Source organism: Ktedonobacter sp. SOSP1-85, from assembly GCF_016587415.1.
Lineage (GTDB): Bacteria > Chloroflexota > Ktedonobacteria > Ktedonobacterales > Ktedonobacteraceae > Ktedonobacter.
Map to the genome: position 1 here is coordinate 376,388 of NZ_BNJI01000003.1, position 20,073 is coordinate 396,460.

Genomic DNA, 20,073 nt, shown 5'->3' on the forward strand with positions numbered 1-20,073 from the left:
CTAAAAGTCTTTGTAGACGAACTCAATATGATTACCATCGAAGTCTGCTATATTTGCAGCGTAATATCCACGAGCAAAGTATGTTCTTTCCGCTGGCGCACCTTCATCTTTGCCTTCCGCTTTCAACGCAGCAGTATAAGCAGCCTCTACCTCTTTTGTACTATCTGCGTGAATGCCAACATAAAGACCAGTTTCACCCTTTTGTCGCTGTCGTAGCCATATGCTAGAACCTGATCCTGGATTCTTCATGTATTGAGTGTCACCTATACCATAAAGGTCAGGTATACCCTCTGGACCGGTACCAGAGTCGTATGCTCCGAACTCTCGCCAACCTAAAGGCTTCAATGCTTCCAGATAGAATGTGAGTGACTTTTTTACATCGCTCACAGAAATGTATATGTGATCAATCATCCTTTTTTACCTCCTATCCAGTTTGTGACCATGCAGCCACCTCACGAAGAGCGAAGTCGGCAAAGCTTATCGGATTCCTCCCGATTACTTTCTGTACATCCTGGGTTGGTTTCGACCCATTCTTGTCTGCAATAGTTTGTGTCAGTTTCTTTAGCACTTCACCATATGCAGCAGGAATGCCGCTAGCAACGACACCTTTCACCCAATCTTCTCGATTAACATCTACATATTTGATATCCTGGCCACTTGCGCTACTTATACTTTTTGCGGCCTGTGACATGGTGAGTGACTCAGGTCCCGTTAACATATATGTTTCACCATTATGTTTGTCGGGATGGAGAAGTGTTTCAGCTGCAACTGCAGCGATGTCCTCTACGTCAATGAATGCCTCGCTGCCACTACCAGCCGGCACGATAATTTGGCCTCCGCTTGGTCTGAGGAACGTTTGGCTAAAATTCTGCATGAACCAGGCAGGGCGGAGGACTGTGTGGGTGAAGCCTGACCGAGTTCCGAACTCAATCTCAACACGGCGAGGTCCAGTTTCTTCAGGCATTGCCCGATAATCATGTAGACTTACATAGGTCACATGACTTATACTGTTTGCTTCAGCAACGTCTAAGAAACCTGAAACTTGCTGGAGTATATCCGTTTTCAAAAGTGGACCTACAAGGTAGACGCGATCGACACCTTGCAATGCAGTATTCCATGTTGTAGTATCATCCCAGTCGAACGACACATCTTTGCTCGAGCGGGATGCTCGACGGACTGTGACCCCATTCTCTTCCAGAATTCGGGCCACACGGGAGCCGGTCTTTCCGGTTGCTCCCAAAATGAGGATTGTGGGTAAATTTTTCATGTCTTTAGTATCAACCAAACAAATGAGAGCGTCAATGTGAGAAAAGCTCAATCTACTACTTAAAACGCTCGATTTTCTGACGTCATAGAGTGTACAATAAAGCCAATGGATATCTTGCAAGAACACTTAGTAAGAGCGCGATCATCTGGCGGGGTATTTGCGCAATCTGCGGTTTCACCTCCATGGGGCCTGATTGTACCAGGGAGTATACAGCTAACCGTTCATATAGTTTTGAAGGGCCGAGTCTATCTATGGACTGATGACCACTCGGACGCTCAGGAACTGGTACCTGGTAATCTTGCGCTTGTTCCTGGTGGGCGAAAACACCACCTTGCGCATAGCCCAGGTTCTGCCTGTATTCCACATGAGGACTTCTTAACAAAACGTATCAGTAACGATACATCAAGTAACCCAAACCCCTCCGTCTTTATGTGTGGAGCTTACCAGTTTTCAGGAGATATCGGATCGGGACTGCTAAAAACGCTTCCTCCAATTCTCATACTACAGACAACTCCCAACGAGCCGCTACGCCAAATCATTACGCTCCTCTCGGACGAGCTTAATCAACCGAGTGCTGGCCATCAAACGGTGTTGGATCGGTTATTAGATCTGCTCATTGTGTACGCGCTTCGTGCGAGCTTAGAGCGGAGCACAGCACCTCCAGCTTGGTTTAGAGCTGCTACTGATTCGCAACTGGGTGCGGCGCTGCAAGTTATTCACTCACAGCCAGAGAATACATGGACTGTTCCTGAACTCGCCTCTCTCTGTGGGATGTCAAGAGCCGCATTTGCGCGTAACTTTGAACGAGCACTGGGCGAGCCACCTATGCGTTACCTAACTGGTTGGAGAATGGCGCTTGCACGAGACTTCTTACAAGCAGGAGAGCTGAGCATTACCGAAATCGCAAGGCGAGTTGGCTATAGCTCAACAAACGCTTTCTCGGCCGCATTTCTTCGACACCACGAACAACGGCCAGGTGAGTGGCGACTGGCCCGTTCTTAGTCGTGTCCTACATCATGGGATCAGGAAGGCGGTTCTTCCCAGAGGGGACGGCTCCGACGAAGTTACGGCTTGTCGAAAGCAAGAGGCTCAGTGCCGGGACCCTTGCGACTATCTACCAGCCAGACAACAAATATCCGCTTGGTTTTGCGGAACATGCTCTCCAGGCTGTCTGAACATGTTGAGGTTTCATTCCAAAATGGACACGTTGAATGAGCCTGGAGAGACCATTTCAACCGAATATGTACCTCGTTGCGCATCCCGTGGGCAATGTGGCCTGTATTCCCACCAAATCGCTGGATCTTTCCGCTGAACATGCCGCCAGTCACCATCCAGCAACCTTTGAAGAGCAGCAATCCTATTATCTCCAGGCTATTGAAGAGAAAAATCGGTTGGTGACTTTTCTGCGCCAGAAAAACTATGAGATGCTCAACAACAACGCGAATGTTAAGGTGATCGATGGGACCGCCAGTTTTCTTTCTTCTCACGAGATTCAGGTTATTCTGAGCGAGACACAGACTGCGCTCCTGATTCAGGCAGAACATATCATCATCAGTACCGGAACCGTGCCATTTCTTCCGCCGATTGCTGGTCTGGCGCAGAGTAAACGCGTTTACACAAGCACGACGCTTATGGAATGCACGCAGTTACCTCGACATCTGATCATAATCGGGAGTGGGTATGTGGGGTTAGAGTTTGCCTCAATTTATCGGGCCTTTGGTTCGCAGGTGACTGTCTTAGAACAGCATGCCGTTTTTCTTCCCGGACAGGATCGTGATATCGCTGATGCAGTGCAACAAACCATGGTGGCACAGGGAATTTGTTTTCATTTCAACGCGACGGTCAACTCTATCGAGGATGGTGCTGATCACACATCTCTCACCTTTGTTGATAGTCATGGACAGTGCCAAATTGTGACTGGCGATACCATTCTCGTTGCGGTTGGACGCGTGCCAGAGACATCACAGCTTGAGCTTGAAAGGGCAAACGTTGTTGTTAATAAGCGTGGTTTTGTGGAGGTTGATGAATACCTACGGACCAATATACCCGATATCTGGGCTATTGGTGATGTGAATGGCGGTCCTCAGTTTACCTATATTTCTCTGGATGATTATCGTATTGTGCGTGATCAACTCTATGGTAATCGTCAACGGTCTACCCTTAGCCGCCAGCATATTCCGTATTCCGTCTTCCTCTCCCCCGTTCTCTCTCGTGTGGGACTCTCTGAGGAAGAGGCATTGCAGCACGGCTATGAGATTAAAGTTGGAAAGTTAGCCGCAGCGGCATCAACACGTGCGCAGATGATGGGGAAAACGGTTGGATTGTTGAAGGCAATTGTTGATGCGCGTACCGACAAAATCCTTGGATGTACACTCTACTGTATTGATTCCAATGAGATTATTAATACGGTTCAAATGGCTATGCACGCTCAAATGGATTATCGGGTTCTCCGCGATACGATTTTTACCCATCCCAGTGTTTCTGAAGTCTTAAATGATCTTTTTGGCCAGATTCAGTAGGGACTCTCACGTATATGTTCCTCCTCACAGTGGTTTCTTCGTGACATCACCGATTGTGAGTAAAATGATCCAACAATACCATGGCGTGATACGAGAAGATGGCGATTTATATCTCTATTGCTGAAATATGAAGGGGTAAGGAAGAAATATGAAGAATTCGACACCTGCGGGCTCCGCTCCTTTTGTTGAAGGAATTGTCAATCGATTGAGCCCCTTTTCTGTGGAAGACACGCTGGCTCGTCTTGAGGAGGCTATACACAGCCGAAACCTGATACTCTTTGCCCATATTGATCATGGGAAAGAGGCGGACAAAGTGGGACTTATAATGCCGCAGACACATGTACTTATATTTGGCAATCCGAAAGCCGGCACCCCCCTCATGATTGCCTCTCCACTCATCGCACTTGATCTACCACTAAAAGTACTCGTTTGGCAGGATGGAGACAAGCGGGTCTGGGTAAGTTCTACCAGCGCTACCTACATGAAAGCCCGTTATGGGTTCCCGGAGGAATTGCTTGGTAATATCGCCGGAGCTGATACTATGATTGAGCAGACGCTGCAAGGTTGATGCTTCAATTGAATATAATAGAGCCCTTCTACTGGCCAGAACGCGAGCATGGACGCCGGGTTTAACACTCCTTGCATGTCTTGTCCCGGAGGACTATTATCCCGTCAATTATGCTATGGTAAATTTTTTCGTTCGAATGCCTCGGTTTCTCTGTTTACACTGCATTGTCTTTGTATTATTGCAACCAATGATGCTCATATTATTCTCCGGGGTCACGAGTTGAGAATTCGCCGCTCGGACGGGACAATCACAATGCATATCACGGATACAGACGTCTATCATGAGCCACTACAGCACTATTTTGGTATTGATCTGCCCCATGGGCATACCTTACCAGTCTCCTTATTCTCTGTTTCATCTGTTACTATAGACCTTAAAGAAGCCCCAGTAAGCGCACGCCAACATTTACAGCAGCCCCCAGGTCAATATGAACCAGGTGCTTCGCCCAGCCTTTAAAGGGTAAGGATGAAGCGCCTGGTTCTCGGAATCGCGTGGAAGGGGTGTATCAAAAAGAATATGCGGCCAGAAGATCGTTTTCTCATGCACTCAGACCGCACACCTTGCTTTCGTCGCAAGAAGGACGCCTCAGAATGTGGCGTATCCTTTTCCCTTCTCTCGACAGCAGCAGCTTACCCTTTCCTGTTATTGGCTGCAAAAATCTGACCGACGAGCGTGGCAAAGGGCATATCAAGCGTCGCATAGAGCTCGTTTGCCAGAGGATGTGCATTGTCTTTCAAGATCTCAACCATCGTCGTGGCGTAGTCTGTAACGATAACGCCTGCCTGCGTCATACGCAATAAGCCCGTTTCACGTTTTGTCACACTAAAGGTTCCCGAGGCATCTATCGCTGCGTATGCATGATAGCCAAGACCAACCGCTCTGATTGCCGTCAAGCCCAGGCATACTTCCGTAGAAATACCGGCAATAATCAGCTTTTGGCGCCCCAGAGCTTCAACTGCCTGCACAAAACGCGGCTCATCCCAGGGATTGACCGTGGTACGAGCAAGAATCGACACATCAGGCCGAGCGGTAAGCAACTCAGGAAAAATGGGCCCCCACATGCCATCAGGAGCGGTGGCCGTAACAATGGTTGGTACCCCCAATACTTTTGCTGCCCGTGCCAGCGCGACAACATTGTGCTTGAGCGTGAGCACATCCGTATCGACGACTCCGGTGAAGAGGCCTATCTGATGATCGACGAGGACAACCGCAGTATTCTCAGGGGTTAACTGCTCAGAAAAAACGTTCCGATCATCTGTATTGATGTGAGAAGCGTTCATACGAAATGCGTTCCTTTCACGTTCCATTCCCCATACGAAAAAGTATGGATTCTTAACAAAGCTACTAATAGTAGCCTAGCAATAGTATATTGCCTAAAAGAGGCTTTGTCAAACTGGAACAGGTACTTCACCGTCACAGGTTTGACGTATGTGGAAAGTCGCAACGTGAACCAAAAGAGTGGTACGATACATTGAGCTGGTACATCTCTTCACCGTCCTGCTTCTTTTGTGCGATAGTGGAATATTACGCATTCGTTGAAGCACTCAAGACACGTGGAAATACCTGGATGCTCGTTTCTGTTTTTGCACTGTGGCACTCTTTGTGCTGCTTCAGGATATGGAAACGGACAATGCTGCGTTCAAGGTGCTGACCTGCTACAAGTTTGTTCCTTTCACATACGGCCTCACTTTTGGGGAGCAATACACGAGAAAAAAAACAAAAGCGGGCTGCTCTTCCTCCACAGGTTGAATCCAGGGAAATGTGGCTGGTTCCTCCGGGATCGTGATCATCACCGTAATTAGCTCCGGCATTCGATTATATGATGGCTTGATTTCCAGACGTGCATAACGCTTCCCATTCTCCTCCTGACACGCATCCAGATAGACGTTGATTGCCTCCTTGTGACCACCCATCGGCTTCTGGCAGGAGTGAAGATGCCAGTTGCAGGTGAGCATCGCAGCATAATGGTTCGCCGCCACGTCGCCGCGCCTGGCTGCGCAGAAGTCTCTGCAACCATGGATCATTAAGAGACACGAGCGTTTCTGCATCTCTTGACTCAAAAGGGTGCGCTGGGAAAGGGCTCCTGGATGTTTTCGGATTGTCCATACGAAGATTTCGGTGACGTCACCAGTAATTGAGATGTCACAACACTCTCCTTGCAAGAAGTGTTAACAATATCTTGACAGATAGATTTTTCGGCAATATACTATTGCCAGGCTACTATTAGTAAGCAAAAATCCTGTTTCTCTCATCGAGAGTAAAAAGAAGGGATGAAATCTGTTATGGCTATTGAAGTTGTTATCTTCCATGTATTACCAGATGTAGCACGTGGGGATTTCCTCGCAGCCGTTGCTGAAACGACTGCGTTACTACAGACGCAAGGTGGCTTCCTGAGTCGTACTGTGAGTCAGGCTGAGAGTGGTGAATGGCTGGATATCCTCGACTGGGCGTCGGTAGAGGCGGCGAAAAAAGCAGTTTCTGTATTCCAAAGCGATCCAGCGGGTCAACGTTTTTCATCGTATATGGACCCTCAGCATATCCAGGTGTTTTATACAGAGACTGTCGCGAGTTAGTCGCTGCAGATTGTGTGCTGATTATAGCGTCTGGCTGTATTTCTGCTCGAGAGTCACGAGGTGAGATGTTTTCTCTCTGGTGTAATCTGCCATAGTCATTTTCGAACATGAAGGAGAAAAGAGATGCGGACCCTGCAATTTGGTATCTCGTTAGAACCAGGAGCAGCGGATGCCAGTTCGCTGCGTGAACTTGTCCGGCTGGCCGATACCGTGGATCTTGATCTCTGTGGGATTCAAGATCATCCTTATGTGCCACAATATCTGGATACAATGAGTTTGATCGCCACGCTTCTGGCTGAGACCAGGAAGCTGCGATTTTTTCCAAATGTTGCCAACTTACCCATGCATCAACCGGCTCTTTTTGCCAAAGAGGCGGCAACAATAGATCTTTTGAGTGGAGGACGCTTTGAGTTAGGCATAGGTGCAGGTGCTTTTTGGGACGGTATTGTGGCTCTGGGAGGTCCACGACGTGCGCCAGGAGAGGCAATCCAAGCTCTTGAGGAGGCGATCATCGTCATGCGTGCCTTCTGGAGTGGGCAACGTGGTCAGCGTTTCTCAGGGAAGTATTATTCGTTGCACGGCGCTCATGGTGGCCCTCAACCGGCTCATCCCATAGGCATCTGGATCGGATCGGTGAGCGAAAAGATGCTCGGTCTGACGGGCCGACTGGCGGATGGATGGGCTGCACCTATTGTTTCCTATCTCCCATATGAACGCTGGAAATGGGCACAGGAGAAGATTGATAACGGTGCGCGTGAAGTAGGGCGAGATCCATCTAGTATCGTGCGTGTAGCAAATCTCGTTGGGCATATCTCGAATAGCGGTACCAGTGCCGCTAACAGGCCACTACAGGGACATGCTCCACTTGAGGGAACCAGCACCTATTGGGCTGAGGTGCTGACGGCGCTTGGACTGGAGGACGGATTTGACACATTTGTTTATTGGCCGCAAGAGCCTTCGCAGATACAGATAGAGCGTTTCGCGCGTGAGGTCGTTCCTGCCGTGCGTACGGCTGTTGCGAAGGAGCGATCTGCCTGATCAATAGTGATAAAATCAAGATGATAGGTTATACTGGGAGCCACTTTTCAGCCCAGGCTGAGATAGCGCGTACCGCTGTTTCCAGTTCCTGACCCTGTGCCGTCAATGCGTATTCGACACGTATCGGTGTTGTGGAGGCGATACGGCGCGTCACAAGTCCCTCCGCTTCCAGGTCTCGTAATCGTTCTGTTAAGAGTCGGTCTGAGATACCTGGAATTGCGGAGAGGATCTCATTATAGCGATGGGGTCCGTACATGAGGACGCGCAAAATGGCACCTGTCCATCGTTTGCCAATAATTACCATCGCATGATGGTAACGTGGACAGAACTTGGTAAACTGGTCAGTTGCAGGTAAAGAATCACTGGATCCCTCTTCAGATGGTTGTAATTGTATGCTGGCATCTGATGTCTTCATTGAAACGCTTCCCTTTCTTTTTGGACAGTATAAGTATTATACCACCTCATTACTTTTAGTAGCCAGGCTATTTTTACATTGTAAGTAAGCTATTAATTTAGTCGTCAAGGGCGCTTGCTGTGTTGTAAGAGGAAAATTCGTTTTGCTATGGATGGTATTGTCAACTTAACCAGAAAAATGAAGAATATTGCTGAGTTATAGCGAAGAAGGATGTTGATGGGTCATGGAAGATGTGGGGGATACCTATGGTTATGCGACTCGCTTTGCTCCAGTCAGTTCATTCCACGTCTGAAATCGGTCCTGTAAAAGAGCGCGATATTTTCCGGCCCTCAGACGGTGTCGTCGCGGTTGAAAATGTCCCGAGATCAGACCGAAGGCGGAAAGAAAGCGTTGGGCGTGTTTGGCTGATGTAAAGCGCCGCATTTTCTTCTCTCGAAGTCGCGTGGGTTGATGCGAGTTTTCTGCCCGATTGTTCAAGCCTTTCTGCTGCCGATGCTCCACGCCAGGGAAGATCTCGCGTTTCGCCGCCCCATAGCTCTTCAGTTTATCGGTAATAATCACACGTGGCACGTATTGCAGCCCTTTGAGGAGTTTGCGGGAAAATCTTTTGGCCGCTTGTTTGTTGCGTCGGCTCTGCATCAGGATATCAAGCACATTCCCATCCTGATCCACCGCTCGCCAGAGGTAGTGTCTTTCGCCACGGATGGTGAGGAAGACCTCATCCAAATGCCATTTGTCGCCACAGCGAGGGCGACGATGACGCAATTCATTGGCATACCTTTGCCCAAATTTGAGACACCACTGACGCACGGTTTCATAGGTGACCACGATATCGCGCTGTGCCAAAAGCTCTTCAACATCGCGAAAACTCAGCGAAAAGCGGAAATACAGCCAGACAGTATGGCTAATGATTGCAGGCGGAAAGCGGTAGCCTTTGTAATCAGGAGTGGTGGGGTTTATTTTCATGCAGCTATTTTAGCACAGTATTCAGCTCTGTTCCCAAGTTGACAATGCCCAGCCGACATTTGCCAAGGCGTTGGTTCGCTATAATCCCGAGGGAGACTGTATGCTGAATCAGCGTCAAACCCAACGTCTGAAACGTCTCTCCGACTACCTGCACCAATCACAACATCTGTTCCTGTTTGAACTCCTTGTCCCAGCTGAGTTCCACCAACTTGAACTCGTCGATCAGAATAAAGATGCCTATGACAGCCAGCTTCGGCCTCGCTTAATGGTATGGGCCATCGAAGAATTGCGGCAGGCTGGGGTGGAACCAGATGTCTGGAAAATTGAAGGGTTGGATCAACGCGCTGATTGCGAGAACATTGTCGAAGTCGCACACCGCAATGGTGGCCAGAATGTTGGCCTTATTGTGCTTGGGCGTGGAGCAAGCCAGGAGCGCGTTATTCACTGGCTCCAGACGGCTGCAAGCGTGCCGGGTTTTATTGGTTTTGCCGTTGGTCGTACCAGCTTCTGGAACGCCGTTGCTGACTTTGAGGCAAAACGCCTCTCTCTGGACGCCGCCGCGACGCAGATCGCGCAGCATTTTGAGGAGTGGAACCAGTGCTTTGAGGCGGGACGCTAGGCAGGTATGGCGGTCCACGGCGGTCTGAATCGCTCACCGAATGTGAGCTAGCGGTTGGTTGAGCGCAATCTTCATCAACTGTTCACTAAGCAAAAATGCTCATGCTTGGCTGTTTTCTGACCGTCCTGCTGTGCTACTGTGTTGTTGAGCCATCCTTACCGATTTTGCCTTTTTTTGACAACCACCCGTTTTATCAACTACAAGGGAGAGGTTGGCGCAGCCATTCTCGGACCTCGCGCGGACTTTATCCTGGCTCCGTATGTCTTAAATGCTGGCCTCAAGTCCGCCGACCTTTCAACTATCATCTATGACATTTTGCAAGCGGCGGTAACCGTTATCTGGTGTGTCTCGATGGTCATTCTGTTTGTGGATGTGATTGTGATTCGCTACAAAAAACCGATGACCAGGAGATCATCGCCGAAGTCACCGGTTCAGCAGAGTAGCCGCATCTAGTAGCCGCGTACTCTGCTACTGGCGTACGCGGCTACTGCTGGGTGTTGTTTAGATTGGGCTGAGGGCGAGGGCCTGGTGGTGTTGGGTGAGGTACTCCTCTTTCCAGGGAATGGGAAGTGCCTTCCAGTGTTGGCCTGCGTCGACTGGACGGTAGAGGCCACGGTTGCAGAGCGCGTAAAAGACGCCGGGTTCGGCCTCGTAACTTGCCAGGACGGGTACGACCGTTCCTTCTATATCGGGGAGTCCATCCGAGATGCGTCGCCAGGGCTGGCCAGCTTGCTTCAGGTAGATGGCGGACTGGGCCTCTTCGCGCTGGTGATGGGCGGCATAGGGACCCGGCGAGGCGGAGACCACAATGGTATCCGGATTGGCGGGATCGACAGCCAGGCCCCAGAGGTAGTGCTGTTCCAAGCCCTCGTCGGGTCGCTGCCAGCTTTGTCCGCCATCATAGCTCTCGCTGTAGCCTCGTCCTGGTGAGGAGAAACCATCACCCGCCGCCGAGTACAGGCGGTCGGGTGCCTGGGGATGCATCACCAGGGTATGGGTATCGATAGGGGCATCGGGGACGCGATCCTCCCAGGTCTCGCCACCATCCAGGCTGCGCACAAGCGCGCCGGCCTCGATGGCCGCGAAGAGGCGTCCCGGCACCCTGGGATCGGGCGTAATCCAGCGCACATGGCTGGTGTAGGGGCGAGGCGGAAAGCGCCAGGAGGGCGCGGAAGGTAGCTCGCGCAAGGCTTTCAGTTCACGCCAACTCAGCCCACCATCATCAGAGCGATAGATAGTGCTTGGTTCAGTGCCAGCGTACACCACACCATAGCCCTGGTTCTGCTCGGTCGAGCTGACCGCGAGCGAAGTGATATGGGACTGGGTGATGCCATCGTTATTGTATGGTTCCATAGCAGCTCCGGCATCACCAACGGGTTGCCAGGAGTTGCCCGCATCTGCGCTCCGCCAGAGTCCTCGCCCAAAGGTGCCACAATACACGATCTCCGGCCTAAAAGGATCGACCGCCAGGCAGGTTGGCTGCAAGCCCTCAAGAAACGAGTGGGCCTGCCAGCCTTCACCAGCCTGCTCAACGACGACCAGCTCTCTCTGCATAGCGAGATACATCTTCATAGCGCGTCCCCTTTCTGTGGAAATTAGACCGACGCTGCTCAAGCACGCGTCTACATATTCGACAATGAGAATACTCTTGACAACTACACTCTCATTACATTCCTGGTATTGGGAAGTCTCCATGTGCGTTCCTCATGTTCTTTGGCAGGGAAGCGTCACCCGAAAGGTCGATCCTTTTCCCATTTCGCTCTCGACGGTGATGGTTCCCCCATGGTGTTTCACAATCTCCGCGACAATGTATAACCCCATGCCCAGGCCGGGAATCGCCTTCTGCTTGGGATCAGTGACGCGATAGAAGCGGTCAAAAATCTTGTCGCGCTGCTCGCGTGGGATGCCCAGGCCATGATCCTGCACACGGATCGTGACTGTCTCTGCGGAGGCGGAGAGCTCCATCTCGACGGTCTCTGCGCTGGGAGAATACTTGATGGCATTGCTGAGCAGGTTGGTGAAGACCTGTCCCAGCCGGTCGCGATCACCTAGCAGGGTTGTCTGCACGCCTCCCCGCACCAGGATGGTATGGCTGGGATGCGTTTGCTGCATGGTGTCGACGATCTCCCGCAGCAAGGCATCGAGATCCACCGATTCCTGCCGATACTCGAGCCTGCCCGCCTGGATTTTGGAGACATCCAGCAAGTCTTCCACCAGCCGGGTGAGTTTGTTAATCTGGGTCTGCATGCTGACAAGAGCTGGAGCAGCAGCCTGAAGGCCTTGCTTGTCGAGTTGCCGGTGCAGCAAGGTGGTCTGCAGTTTCAAGGCGGTAAGTGGGTTCCTCAGTTCATGGCTGGCCATGCTGATAAAGTCATCCTTGCGTTGTTCCAGTTCCTTGCGTGCCGAGTTATCCAGCACAAAGGTAATCACCTGGAATGAGTGATGCTCTAAGAGGACCCCGCCCACGAGCACGGGAAGGCGACTGCCATCTTTGCACACGTATTCTTTCTCATAGGGCGTTATCGACTGCTGGGCGTCAAGTTCCTGCCAGGCCTCTAAGCTCCGAGCCAGATAGTCTGGAGGCGTCATCTGCATCCAGTTCATACGCCCCGCGCGGAGGTCTTCTCGTGTATAGCCGGTCATGCGCAGAAAGGTGTCATTGGCGTCCACAATCTGCTCCCTTTCACCGACATAGATCCCGATAATGCTAGAGTTCATCAGGACGTTCGCTTGTTCCTGACTCTGGCGTAAAGCTTCCTCGACGCGCTTCTGGTCATCAATATCAGTGCCAGTGCCGAACCACTTGATGATCTGACCCGCTTCATCGCGCACTGGGAGCGCACGGGTTAAATACCAGCGGTACTCTCCAGTCCGTCCATCCTTAAGACGATGTTCGTTCTCGTAGATTTCCCCTGTTCTGAGTAATTGGTGCCGGAGCACCAGTGTCCGCTCAATGTCCTCTGGATGCACGAACTGACGCCATATATCGTCTCCTTCGAGGGTAAGATTGGCCTGCGTTACGTCGCGATAACGCTGATTCGTGTAGTCTAGACGGCCGTCGGGCCACATGGTCCACACCAGTTGCGGCACCATTTCGGCGAGCGTGCGAAAGTTCTGCTCACTGGTTTTGAGCTGCTGCTCAGCCTGTTTCTGCTCCTCTATGTCAGTGCAGGTGCCAAACCATTTGAGGATCTGACCGGTTGCATCGCGCACCGGCAGCGCGCGGGCTAAAAACCAGCGATACTCTCCAGTTCGCCCATCTCTGAGACGCTGTTCGTTCTCAAAGAGTTCACCGGTGGTAAGGGATTGCTGCCGAAGTGCAAGCGTGTGCTCGGCATCTTCGGGATGCAGGAACTGACGCCATCCATCGTCCCGTATCTGCTCGAAATCGGTCTGCGTCAGGTCACAGTAGCGCTGATTACAGTAGTCAAGACGGCCATCGGGCTGCGTTGTCCACACCAGTTGCGGCAGTGTTTCGGCTAGCACGCGCAAATTCTCCTCGCTGGTTTTGAGCTGTTGCTCGATCCGTTTCTGCTCCTCGATGTCGGTGCAGGTGCCAAACCACTTGAGGATCTGGCCTGCCTCATCGCGTACCGGGAGCGCACGAGCTAAGAACCAGCGATAGACCCCCGTTTTGCCATTCTTGAGACGATATTCGCACTCGAAGGGTTCACCTGTTTCAAGCGCATGACGCCAGAGCGTCAGCATGTGCTGAGAATCGTCGGGGTGGATGGCCTGGATCCAGCCGTCCCCCTGGTATTGTTCAACGGTCATGTTGGTATAGTCACACCAGCGTTGATTACCGTATTCACTCGAGCCATCGGGGCCCAACATCCAGACGAGTTGGGGGATGGCATCGATCAGGACACGCAGTTCTGCTTCGGCCTGCTTTTTGTCATGAATATCGGTGCAGGTACCAACATATTTGAGGATCGTCCCCTGCGCATCGGTGTAGGGCGTTGCTTGCATCAGGAACCAGCGATACTCCCCGGTCGTGCCATGGCGCAGGCGCTGTTCCGTTTCATAGGGCTCGCCGGTCTGGATGGCGCGCTGCCATGTCTCCAGGACGCGTTGCCGGTCAGCAGGATGGGTACACTGCATCCATCCATTCCCCTGGGCCTGTGCAGTGGTCAGGCCCGTATAATCGCGCCAGCGTTGATTATACGAGTCGACATACCCGTCCGGTCGCCCCGTCCAGACCAACTGGGGAATGGCATCGATCAAGGCATGGATGTCTCTTTCGGCTCGCTTGCGCGCGGTGATGTCGATGCCGGCGATGACGAGGTACTCGACGTGGTGATTCGCATCCAGGTGGGGGGTGATCACGCTCTCAAAGGAAAGGAGCATTCCTTCCCTCGGGCGAACCAGGGCTTCGAAACGCACCGTTTCTCCCCTGCTGGCTCGCGCGATGGCGGCGCGGAGCTGCTCTTGACTGGCAGGAGCAAAGGACCACCAGGGGGCTTCAGCCAACGGTTTGCCAATCACCTCCTCGCGTCGGATGTGCGCGTCGTCCAACGGGACTGCATTGATGTCCAACACGATCCCCTCGGGCGTCAGAATCCCGATCCTGGTATGCAAGCCATCCAGGTCATCGATGCAGAGGCGCTCGCCCTGGGGAACCATCTCCTGGCGTGGGGTTGGTGCTCTCATCTGGTGGAATTGCAAGACGAGTCCCCCAATGGTTGGAGTGAGTTGCGCGTGCAGCCAGTTCTGGGTCATGGGAGACCAATACTCCATTTGGGTCGGTTCCTGGGTTTGCCTGGTCTTGCGCATAGCCTGATAGAGTGAGGGGCTCACCAGTTGGGGAGCCCCGTGCCAGAAGGGGTTCCCCAGTAATTGCGCTCGTGATGCGCCGAGCATGGTCTGCGCGCTCGCATTGGCATACACAATGGTTGTGGCGTCATCGACGACAAACAACGCATCAGGAAGCGTCTCAAGCGTGCTGAGGAGCGTGTCACGCGATGTGAGCGTGAGAGACTCGTTGCTTTGTGGATTGAACATCATGCGGTCTGTCTCCCTTTCACGTATCCCCCATCCCTAGTGACAAAGAGGTTTTCCTGAACATCAAGAAATAGCACCCAATGCATATGATATATAGAAGAAACAAGCAAGCTTCCCATTTTATTCCTTGTGGAATCGCTCGTCCATCTGGCGGCGATATGATCCGTCGCTGGCGTCTTTGGCTTCCTTCTCTTTGTTCTTATTGATCACAGCATAGCCAACTAAACCTCGCCCAAAGCGTGGGCAAAGCATTGACGAGGATGGTTGTGTTGCAAGAAATGGCAGTGATGAGGTACACTCAACAGGATCCTGCTGAGTGAGAGGCATTTCTCTATGCACAATGGTTCGTTGTTCAAATGGCGTCACTTCCCGTCTGAGATCATTTTGCTCTGTGTTCGCTGGTATGTGCGCTATTCGCTGAGCTATCGAGACCTCGAAGAGATGATGATAGAGCGAGGTTTACGCGTTGGTCACACGACCATCTACCACTGGGTTCAGTGCTATGCGCCAGAACTGGAGAGGCGATGTCGTCCCTATTTGAGGCTGTGTTGCAAAAAGAAAGCTGATCTGTCGGAATGGTGAGAAAAGAAGAAAAAGAGGACCAATCATGGCAGAGCAACATCGGATGTGTCAGAACTGGGAACACAAGAGTCAAACAAATGTGCTGAGGCACGCCTCGCCCAAACTTCTGTCTGTTAGATCGCCTGTACCAGAGCCTGCAAAGCTACCAATCGATGGAGAAACATCTCGCGTTGCTGTTGTAGAGAGGTACGTTGCTTTATGGTTGTACGGATCCGGAAAAACTGACGCACTTCCTCAAAGGCCCGACACAAGCGCGATGCAGATGTGAAGCTTCCAAACCCACGCATGGGATAGTAACGCTGTTTGATGCCACGATGATCTTGTTCCAGTTGATTATTGAGATAATGACTACACCGATGGAGAACGTCCTGGCCAAGGATCTCACGGATCGCACGTGGGTACGAACGGTGCCCATCCGTGGTTACTCGCTCTGGAGCATGACCGACTGTCTGGAGTGCTTGCTGGAAAAAGCGCTGAGCGGCGTCCATGTCCCGCTTCTGACTCAGCATTGAATCAACCAGATTGCCATCCTGATCAATGGCACGATACAAGTAGCACCTTTTCCCTGGACTCTTACATAGGTCTCATCAACGTGCCAGGAGGCCCCTGCTTGTCCACGACGCCTCTTCCGCAACTGATCAGTTATTAAGGGAGCAAATCGGGCTTCCCAGTCGCGCACCGCCTCATGAGTAAACGCAAAACCACGTTCCAGGAAGATCTCGGCGAGATCACGTAAGCTCAATGTATAACGCAGCCGAGAGAAAACGACGAGTAAGACGATATCCGTCGGATATTCGAGGGAGTTAAAAGGAGTTCCTGTCCGTTCATTGAAAGCTCGTTGGCATTGCTGGCATCGATAGGTTCGATAGCCAAGGGTGGTTTTCTTGTTACGTTGCTTGGTTTTCAATGAGAGACAGTATGGACAGTTCATGGTCACTCCTCTGAGGTGTTCTTAACAGTTGCCAATGTACCACAAGAAGTGCTCTCAAACCAGACGGTGCTCTCAGTTCTGACGCTTCCATCTGGTTAGATGCGGCTGGTCGAAATAGCCAGCCTCGTGAACGGTATCAAGGATAGATGTGCCCTGCAATAGGAGCGCCTCCGCCCGCTTAGCACGTTCGGCTTGGCGAATCTGGCTTTGGGTCAATCCGGTTGCTTGTAAAAAACGATGCCGTACTGTACGGGATGACATCTCTTGCGGGCGGTCTTGTAGCACCGCACTCACAAGTGGATCATGAGCCAGCACATCCTTACGCACAAGCCTATCTATAAACGTTTCTACATTTTCGTAATTCGGAAACTGCCACGTCGAGCCATGCAGCCAGAAAGATTGTCCAGAGGCTTCTGGAAGGCTGGTCTGGGCCTCCAGGAGTTTCCTTGTGGGAAGATGGGGCATAAATGTGCCAAGTTGAAACTTGACCCAAATAATCTCAGCTCCTTCTGTGTAAGATACAATGCCAGATGTCGTCAAAGGTCCAGCGGCTATGACCTGGGTCTTGCCATTGTATTTTACGAAGACCATGTGCCAATGCGTCTCTGCGGGACGGAGAGAAGAACCATTACCCTCCGTTCGCCCATGCGTAATGGTTTCTACATAAGGTGAGTCCAATAGTCTTTCCTCATAAATAAAGCCCATGCTTCTGCTCCTCATCTCTCTGAACTTACATTACCCATCAGAATGAAGTAACGCCTTCTTAATTTGAGTGAAAGCAGCTACACATTCCTCGGCATTGAGAACCTTCAAGAAAATACCAGGTGTATGGTGCCATAATGTATTTTTCCAAAACGCCATAAGCATTATGGAAAAGCAGGGAAGATAAGGAAACCAGGCTCAAAACTCGGAAGATGAAGTCGCCTGTCAATGTCTTTCTGACGTTTCGCACTGACAAGCGAAACGAGTTGCGATCGAAATTTGACACATATCCTGAATCTTACGCAACCTTGCTGATGAGTAATGTGGTATACTAAAAAGTTGAACATTTTTTCGCTTTTTTAGAGCTTTTTTGAGGATTCAAAAACCATTCTATGATCATTTTTCCAGACCTTCCTCACGTCGAAGTAGAAGGAGTAGAAATAGCTGAGGAGATCACCCTGACCTTACGGACGACCTCCCCAACTGCTCCTTGCCCCTCATGTGGGACCGTATCTTCGCGCATCCAAAGTCTCTATTCACGTGCACTCCGTGATCTTCCTTCGGTTGGACGTCCGCTTCGTCTCATTCTGCATGTGCGTCGTTTCTTTTGCAAAAAGAATACCTGTGCGCAAAAGATCTTCGTTGAACGGCTTCCAGAGCTTTGTCACCCTCACGCTCAGCGCACCAAACGGCTCCAAAAGGCCCTCTGTGAGCTCGGACTCAAAATCGGGGGCCAAGCCGGAGCGGATGTGGGAAGTGAGTTGGGCATCAGCGGAAGTCGCGATACCATCTTGCGTCTGGTTCGCCAATCACACCCGTCAGCTCAATCAGCCCCACACGTTATTGGGCTGGACGACTGGGCACGCAGGCGCAGGCTGCGCTATGGAACCCTGATCTGTGATCTGGAATTGGGCCTGCCCATTGACCTGCTTCCCGACCGCTCGGTCAAAACGGTCTCCACCTGGCTGCTCAAGCATCCCTCCATCAAGGTGGTTAGCCGCGATGGGTCCTCGGAATATGCGTCAGCTATTCAAAAAGGGGCCCCCCAAGCTGTACAGGTAAGTGACCGCTGGCATTTGGTGAAGAATCTAGCTGCATGTGTCTCAGTGCAATTGACCCAAAGCCTGACGCAACTGCGTCGTGCTGAGCAGACAGAAGCCAAGACCCTCGACGGGCAGCAACCCTCACCTGAACGTCAAAGTCATCCCAGGACACGCGCTGAGAAACGAGCACAACACGCTCGTCAAGCGGAGCGAACAACTCGTTACGAGCAGATGATGGCACTGCAACAGCAAGGGATGAAAAGCATTGAGATTGCGGCTCACATGGGTATGGCACCACGAACCGTTCGGGAGTGGCTTGATCGCGGAGATATTCCTTATTCCGGTTCTCGCAAGCCTCGAACACGTCTCATCGATCCCTACAAGACCTATCTCCTGGAACGCTGGCAACAAGGGTGCCGCCAGGGAGTACAACTGGAAAGAGAACTGAGAGCAAAAGGGTATAAAGGATCACCACGAGCCATCTATCGCTACCTGGAGACGGTAGATGCGTTGAGCTTTTCTGCCCGCAAAAGCGGTTCCCAATTAGCGACGAAACCACTCAATCCCCTCTTGACTCTCTCGGCACCACAGGCCACCTGGCTCTTTTTCCGCAAACATGAGGATTTGAAGGAAGAAGAACGGGAGACCCTTCAACAGTTAAGGCAGATGAGCCCACACCTTGAGACCGCCTACCAACTGGTAGAGATGTTTCTTCACATGGTCCGTGAGCGTACAGGAGAACAGCTTGACGCCTGGCTGGCAGCGGTGAAAGCCAGCCATCTTGAAGCGTTTGAGTCCTTTGTGACGGGTGTGCAACAAGACAAAGATGCCGTTCTTGCGGGATTGACGTTACCTTGGAGCAATGGTCCTTTGGAAGGAAATGTGAATCGGCTTAAGCTCATCAAAAGAAGTATGTATGGTCGCGCCGAAATCGATCTGCTCAAGCTTCGTGTGCTCCATCACAGCAAAAAGAGTCAGGAGAGAAAAAGGAAGCAAAAACAACAAGTGGCTCATTTGAAGAAACCGAAGAGTATGAAAAATGGCGTAATTTCCCAGCATACCACAACTGCGATCAGCAAGGTTGCGTAAGAATCATATCCTCGCCATTTTCTCCTTCTGACGCATATCTCCCCGTTCTGGCGAACTTATGGCTCATACACAGGTTTGGTGAAACCTCTTCAATAACCTTGTAAATACTCTGGCGTTTGTGCTCAAGGAATGGATCACTTCTGCCATCATAAACTCAGCATTCACCAAACTTGTGTATGAGCCAACTTATGAGTCAAACGACAACGCATTTGTCGAGCGATATCAGAAATGTTACGAGCAAGAGTGCCTTCAAGTGCAGCACCCCAGCACCTTGCAAGAGGTCCGAGAAGTGACTGAGGCGTTTATGGAGCACTACAATGGCGAGCGGCCCCATCAAGGGCGCACTTGCCGCAACGTCCCGCCGCGGGTAGCTTTTCCGACCTTGCCGACGTTGCCCGCGCTTCCACAGACAGTGGACCCCGATGTCTGGTTGAAAGCCATCGATGGGCAGATCTTCGTGCGCAAAGTGGGAGCGGATGGCTGCGTGAACGTGGATCTCACTACCTACTACGTGAGTCAACAGGTCGCAGGCCAGTATATGGCCTTACAGGTCGTGGCAAGTGAAAGGATGTTTGTGGTCTGGCATGGCCCCACTGTGCTCAAAACGGTGCCGATCAAACACCTGCATGGGCCACCCATGCCGCTGGAGGACTATTTCACCCTGATGGTGCAGGAAGCGCTGGCCGAGGTGCGTCGCCTCTCAGCCAGCCAACGGCATATCCAGCAACTGGCTCTCTGGTGAAGCGCAGTTTGGCCAACG

19 protein-coding genes and 2 pseudogenes are annotated in these 20,073 nt (G+C 51.5%); 11 read left to right on the forward strand and 10 right to left on the reverse strand.

Annotated elements, in window-relative coordinates:
- Both KTE_RS39755 and KTE_RS39760 read right to left on the reverse strand, forming a co-directional pair.
- The gene (locus KTE_RS39755; protein ID WP_201391758.1) at positions 1 to 411 is read right to left on the reverse strand and encodes a VOC family protein; all 411 of its coding nucleotides are present in this window, start codon (positions 409 to 411) and stop codon (positions 1 to 3) included.
- 13 nt (positions 412 to 424) lie between these two features.
- Positions 425 to 1,267 (reverse strand): NmrA family NAD(P)-binding protein, encoded by an 843-nt coding sequence (locus tag KTE_RS39760; RefSeq protein WP_201391760.1) that lies wholly within the window; start codon positions 1,265 to 1,267, stop codon positions 425 to 427.
- A 105-nt stretch (positions 1,268 to 1,372) separates the two neighbouring features.
- Here KTE_RS39760 and KTE_RS39765 point away from each other — a divergent pair, with 105 nt between their 5' ends.
- The 4 genes from KTE_RS39765 to KTE_RS50230 all read left to right on the forward strand — a co-directional run bounded on the left by KTE_RS39765 (position 1,373) and on the right by KTE_RS50230 (position 4,810).
- The gene (locus KTE_RS39765; protein WP_374226870.1) at positions 1,373 to 2,269 is read left to right on the forward strand and encodes a cupin domain-containing protein; all 897 of its coding nucleotides are present in this window, start codon (positions 1,373 to 1,375) and stop codon (positions 2,267 to 2,269) included.
- Positions 2,270 to 2,478: 209 nt separating this feature from the next.
- Positions 2,479 to 3,786 (forward strand): FAD-dependent oxidoreductase, encoded by a 1,308-nt coding sequence (locus KTE_RS39770; RefSeq protein WP_201391764.1) that lies wholly within the window; start codon positions 2,479 to 2,481, stop codon positions 3,784 to 3,786.
- A 148-nt stretch (positions 3,787 to 3,934) separates the two neighbouring features.
- Complete coding sequence (locus KTE_RS39775) at positions 3,935 to 4,354, forward strand: DUF302 domain-containing protein (RefSeq protein ID WP_201391766.1); 420 nt, start codon at positions 3,935 to 3,937, stop codon at positions 4,352 to 4,354.
- 75 nt (positions 4,355 to 4,429) lie between these two features.
- Entirely contained in the window at positions 4,430 to 4,810 is a 381-nt protein-coding gene (locus tag KTE_RS50230; RefSeq protein WP_374226884.1) for an arylamine N-acetyltransferase, read from the forward strand.
- A 173-nt stretch (positions 4,811 to 4,983) separates the two neighbouring features.
- Here the strand turns inward: KTE_RS50230 and KTE_RS39785 are convergent, their stop codons facing one another.
- Both KTE_RS39785 and KTE_RS39790 read right to left on the reverse strand, forming a co-directional pair.
- On the reverse strand, positions 4,984 to 5,634 hold the full coding sequence (locus KTE_RS39785; protein WP_201391770.1) for an isochorismatase family protein: 651 nt from the start codon (positions 5,632 to 5,634) through the stop codon (positions 4,984 to 4,986).
- Between the two features lie 375 nt (positions 5,635 to 6,009).
- On the reverse strand, positions 6,010 to 6,333 hold the full coding sequence (locus tag KTE_RS39790; protein WP_201391772.1) for a hypothetical protein: 324 nt from the start codon (positions 6,331 to 6,333) through the stop codon (positions 6,010 to 6,012).
- A 303-nt stretch (positions 6,334 to 6,636) separates the two neighbouring features.
- On the opposite strand from KTE_RS39790, the gene KTE_RS39795 reads away from it, so the two are divergent.
- Together KTE_RS39795 and KTE_RS39800 are read left to right on the forward strand one after the other, a co-directional pair.
- Entirely contained in the window at positions 6,637 to 6,927 is a 291-nt protein-coding gene (locus tag KTE_RS39795) for an antibiotic biosynthesis monooxygenase (RefSeq protein WP_201391774.1), read from the forward strand.
- Between the two features lie 123 nt (positions 6,928 to 7,050).
- Positions 7,051 to 7,965 carry an LLM class flavin-dependent oxidoreductase gene (locus KTE_RS39800; RefSeq protein ID WP_201391776.1) on the forward strand — a complete coding sequence of 305 codons (915 nt, stop codon included), beginning with the start codon at positions 7,051 to 7,053 and terminating at the stop codon, positions 7,963 to 7,965.
- 28 nt (positions 7,966 to 7,993) lie between these two features.
- Here the strand turns inward: KTE_RS39800 and KTE_RS39805 are convergent, their stop codons facing one another.
- Positions 7,994 to 8,380 (reverse strand): helix-turn-helix domain-containing protein, encoded by a 387-nt coding sequence (locus tag KTE_RS39805; protein WP_201391779.1) that lies wholly within the window; start codon positions 8,378 to 8,380, stop codon positions 7,994 to 7,996.
- A gap of 249 nt (positions 8,381 to 8,629) precedes the next feature.
- The gene (locus KTE_RS39810) at positions 8,630 to 9,346 is read right to left on the reverse strand and encodes an IS6 family transposase (RefSeq protein ID WP_201391781.1); all 717 of its coding nucleotides are present in this window, start codon (positions 9,344 to 9,346) and stop codon (positions 8,630 to 8,632) included.
- 70 nt (positions 9,347 to 9,416) lie between these two features.
- Here KTE_RS39810 and KTE_RS39815 point away from each other — a divergent pair, with 70 nt between their 5' ends.
- Positions 9,417 to 9,965 (forward strand): 2-deoxy-5-keto-D-gluconate 6-phosphate aldolase domain-containing protein, encoded by a 549-nt coding sequence (locus KTE_RS39815; RefSeq protein WP_374226871.1) that lies wholly within the window; start codon positions 9,417 to 9,419, stop codon positions 9,963 to 9,965.
- Positions 9,966 to 10,139: 174 nt separating this feature from the next.
- Complete coding sequence (locus KTE_RS39820; protein WP_201391783.1) at positions 10,140 to 10,418, forward strand: hypothetical protein; 279 nt, start codon at positions 10,140 to 10,142, stop codon at positions 10,416 to 10,418.
- Between the two features lie 48 nt (positions 10,419 to 10,466).
- On the opposite strand, the gene KTE_RS39825 is transcribed toward KTE_RS39820, so the two are convergent.
- Positions 10,467 to 11,537, reverse strand: a complete 1,071-nt coding sequence (locus tag KTE_RS39825) for a glycosyl hydrolase (protein ID WP_236600944.1) — start codon at positions 11,535 to 11,537, stop codon at positions 10,467 to 10,469.
- Between the two features lie 132 nt (positions 11,538 to 11,669).
- Positions 11,670 to 14,966: a PAS domain S-box protein gene (locus KTE_RS39830; protein ID WP_201394539.1), complete on the reverse strand. Its 3,297-nt coding sequence runs from the start codon at positions 14,964 to 14,966 to the stop codon at positions 11,670 to 11,672.
- 333 nt (positions 14,967 to 15,299) lie between these two features.
- Between KTE_RS39830 and KTE_RS48420 the strand changes: the two are divergent.
- Positions 15,300 to 15,509: pseudogene (locus KTE_RS48420) on the forward strand (IS6 family transposase); the annotation flags it as partial.
- Positions 15,510 to 15,661: 152 nt separating this feature from the next.
- On the opposite strand, the pseudogene KTE_RS39835 reads toward KTE_RS48420, so the two are convergent.
- Positions 15,662 to 16,479 (reverse strand): annotated as a pseudogene (locus KTE_RS39835) (IS6 family transposase).
- A gap of 72 nt (positions 16,480 to 16,551) precedes the next feature.
- On the reverse strand, positions 16,552 to 17,157 hold the full coding sequence (locus KTE_RS39840; RefSeq protein WP_201391785.1) for a helix-turn-helix domain-containing protein: 606 nt from the start codon (positions 17,155 to 17,157) through the stop codon (positions 16,552 to 16,554).
- A gap of 416 nt (positions 17,158 to 17,573) precedes the next feature.
- Between KTE_RS39840 and KTE_RS39845 the strand changes: the two genes are divergently transcribed.
- A complete protein-coding gene (locus tag KTE_RS39845) occupies positions 17,574 to 19,313 on the forward strand; it encodes an ISL3 family transposase (protein WP_201387531.1) in 1,740 nt (579 codons plus the stop codon).
- Between the two features lie 172 nt (positions 19,314 to 19,485).
- A complete protein-coding gene (locus tag KTE_RS39850) occupies positions 19,486 to 20,055 on the forward strand; it encodes a transposase (protein WP_236600945.1) in 570 nt (189 codons plus the stop codon).
- Positions 20,056 to 20,073: the final 18 nt, after the last annotated feature.

Excerpts from the sequence above, each read along its gene's own strand:
- KTE_RS39795 (WP_201391774.1), top strand. The coding sequence starts at position 6,637 with ATGGCTATTGAAGTTGTTATCTTCCATGTATTACCAGATGTAGCACGT.
- KTE_RS50230 (WP_374226884.1), top strand. The coding sequence starts at position 4,430 with ATGTCTTGTCCCGGAGGACTATTATCCCGTCAATTATGCTATGGTAAA.
- KTE_RS39760 (WP_201391760.1), bottom strand. The coding sequence starts at position 1,267 with ATGAAAAATTTACCCACAATCCTCATTTTGGGAGCAACCGGAAAGACC.
- KTE_RS39800 (WP_201391776.1), top strand. The coding sequence starts at position 7,051 with ATGCGGACCCTGCAATTTGGTATCTCGTTAGAACCAGGAGCAGCGGAT.
- KTE_RS39845 (WP_201387531.1), top strand. The coding sequence starts at position 17,574 with ATGATCATTTTTCCAGACCTTCCTCACGTCGAAGTAGAAGGAGTAGAA.
- KTE_RS39810 (WP_201391781.1), bottom strand. The coding sequence starts at position 9,346 with ATGAAAATAAACCCCACCACTCCTGATTACAAAGGCTACCGCTTTCCG.
- KTE_RS39785 (WP_201391770.1), bottom strand. The coding sequence starts at position 5,634 with ATGAACGCTTCTCACATCAATACAGATGATCGGAACGTTTTTTCTGAG.
- KTE_RS39755 (WP_201391758.1), bottom strand. The coding sequence starts at position 411 with ATGATTGATCACATATACATTTCTGTGAGCGATGTAAAAAAGTCACTC.
- KTE_RS39775 (WP_201391766.1), top strand. The coding sequence starts at position 3,935 with ATGAAGAATTCGACACCTGCGGGCTCCGCTCCTTTTGTTGAAGGAATT.
- KTE_RS39765 (WP_374226870.1), top strand. The coding sequence starts at position 1,373 with ATGGATATCTTGCAAGAACACTTAGTAAGAGCGCGATCATCTGGCGGG.
- KTE_RS39825 (WP_236600944.1), bottom strand. The coding sequence starts at position 11,537 with ATGAAGATGTATCTCGCTATGCAGAGAGAGCTGGTCGTCGTTGAGCAG.
- KTE_RS39830 (WP_201394539.1), bottom strand. The coding sequence starts at position 14,966 with ATGTTCAATCCACAAAGCAACGAGTCTCTCACGCTCACATCGCGTGAC.
- KTE_RS39770 (WP_201391764.1), top strand. The coding sequence starts at position 2,479 with ATGAGCCTGGAGAGACCATTTCAACCGAATATGTACCTCGTTGCGCAT.
- KTE_RS39805 (WP_201391779.1), bottom strand. The coding sequence starts at position 8,380 with ATGAAGACATCAGATGCCAGCATACAATTACAACCATCTGAAGAGGGA.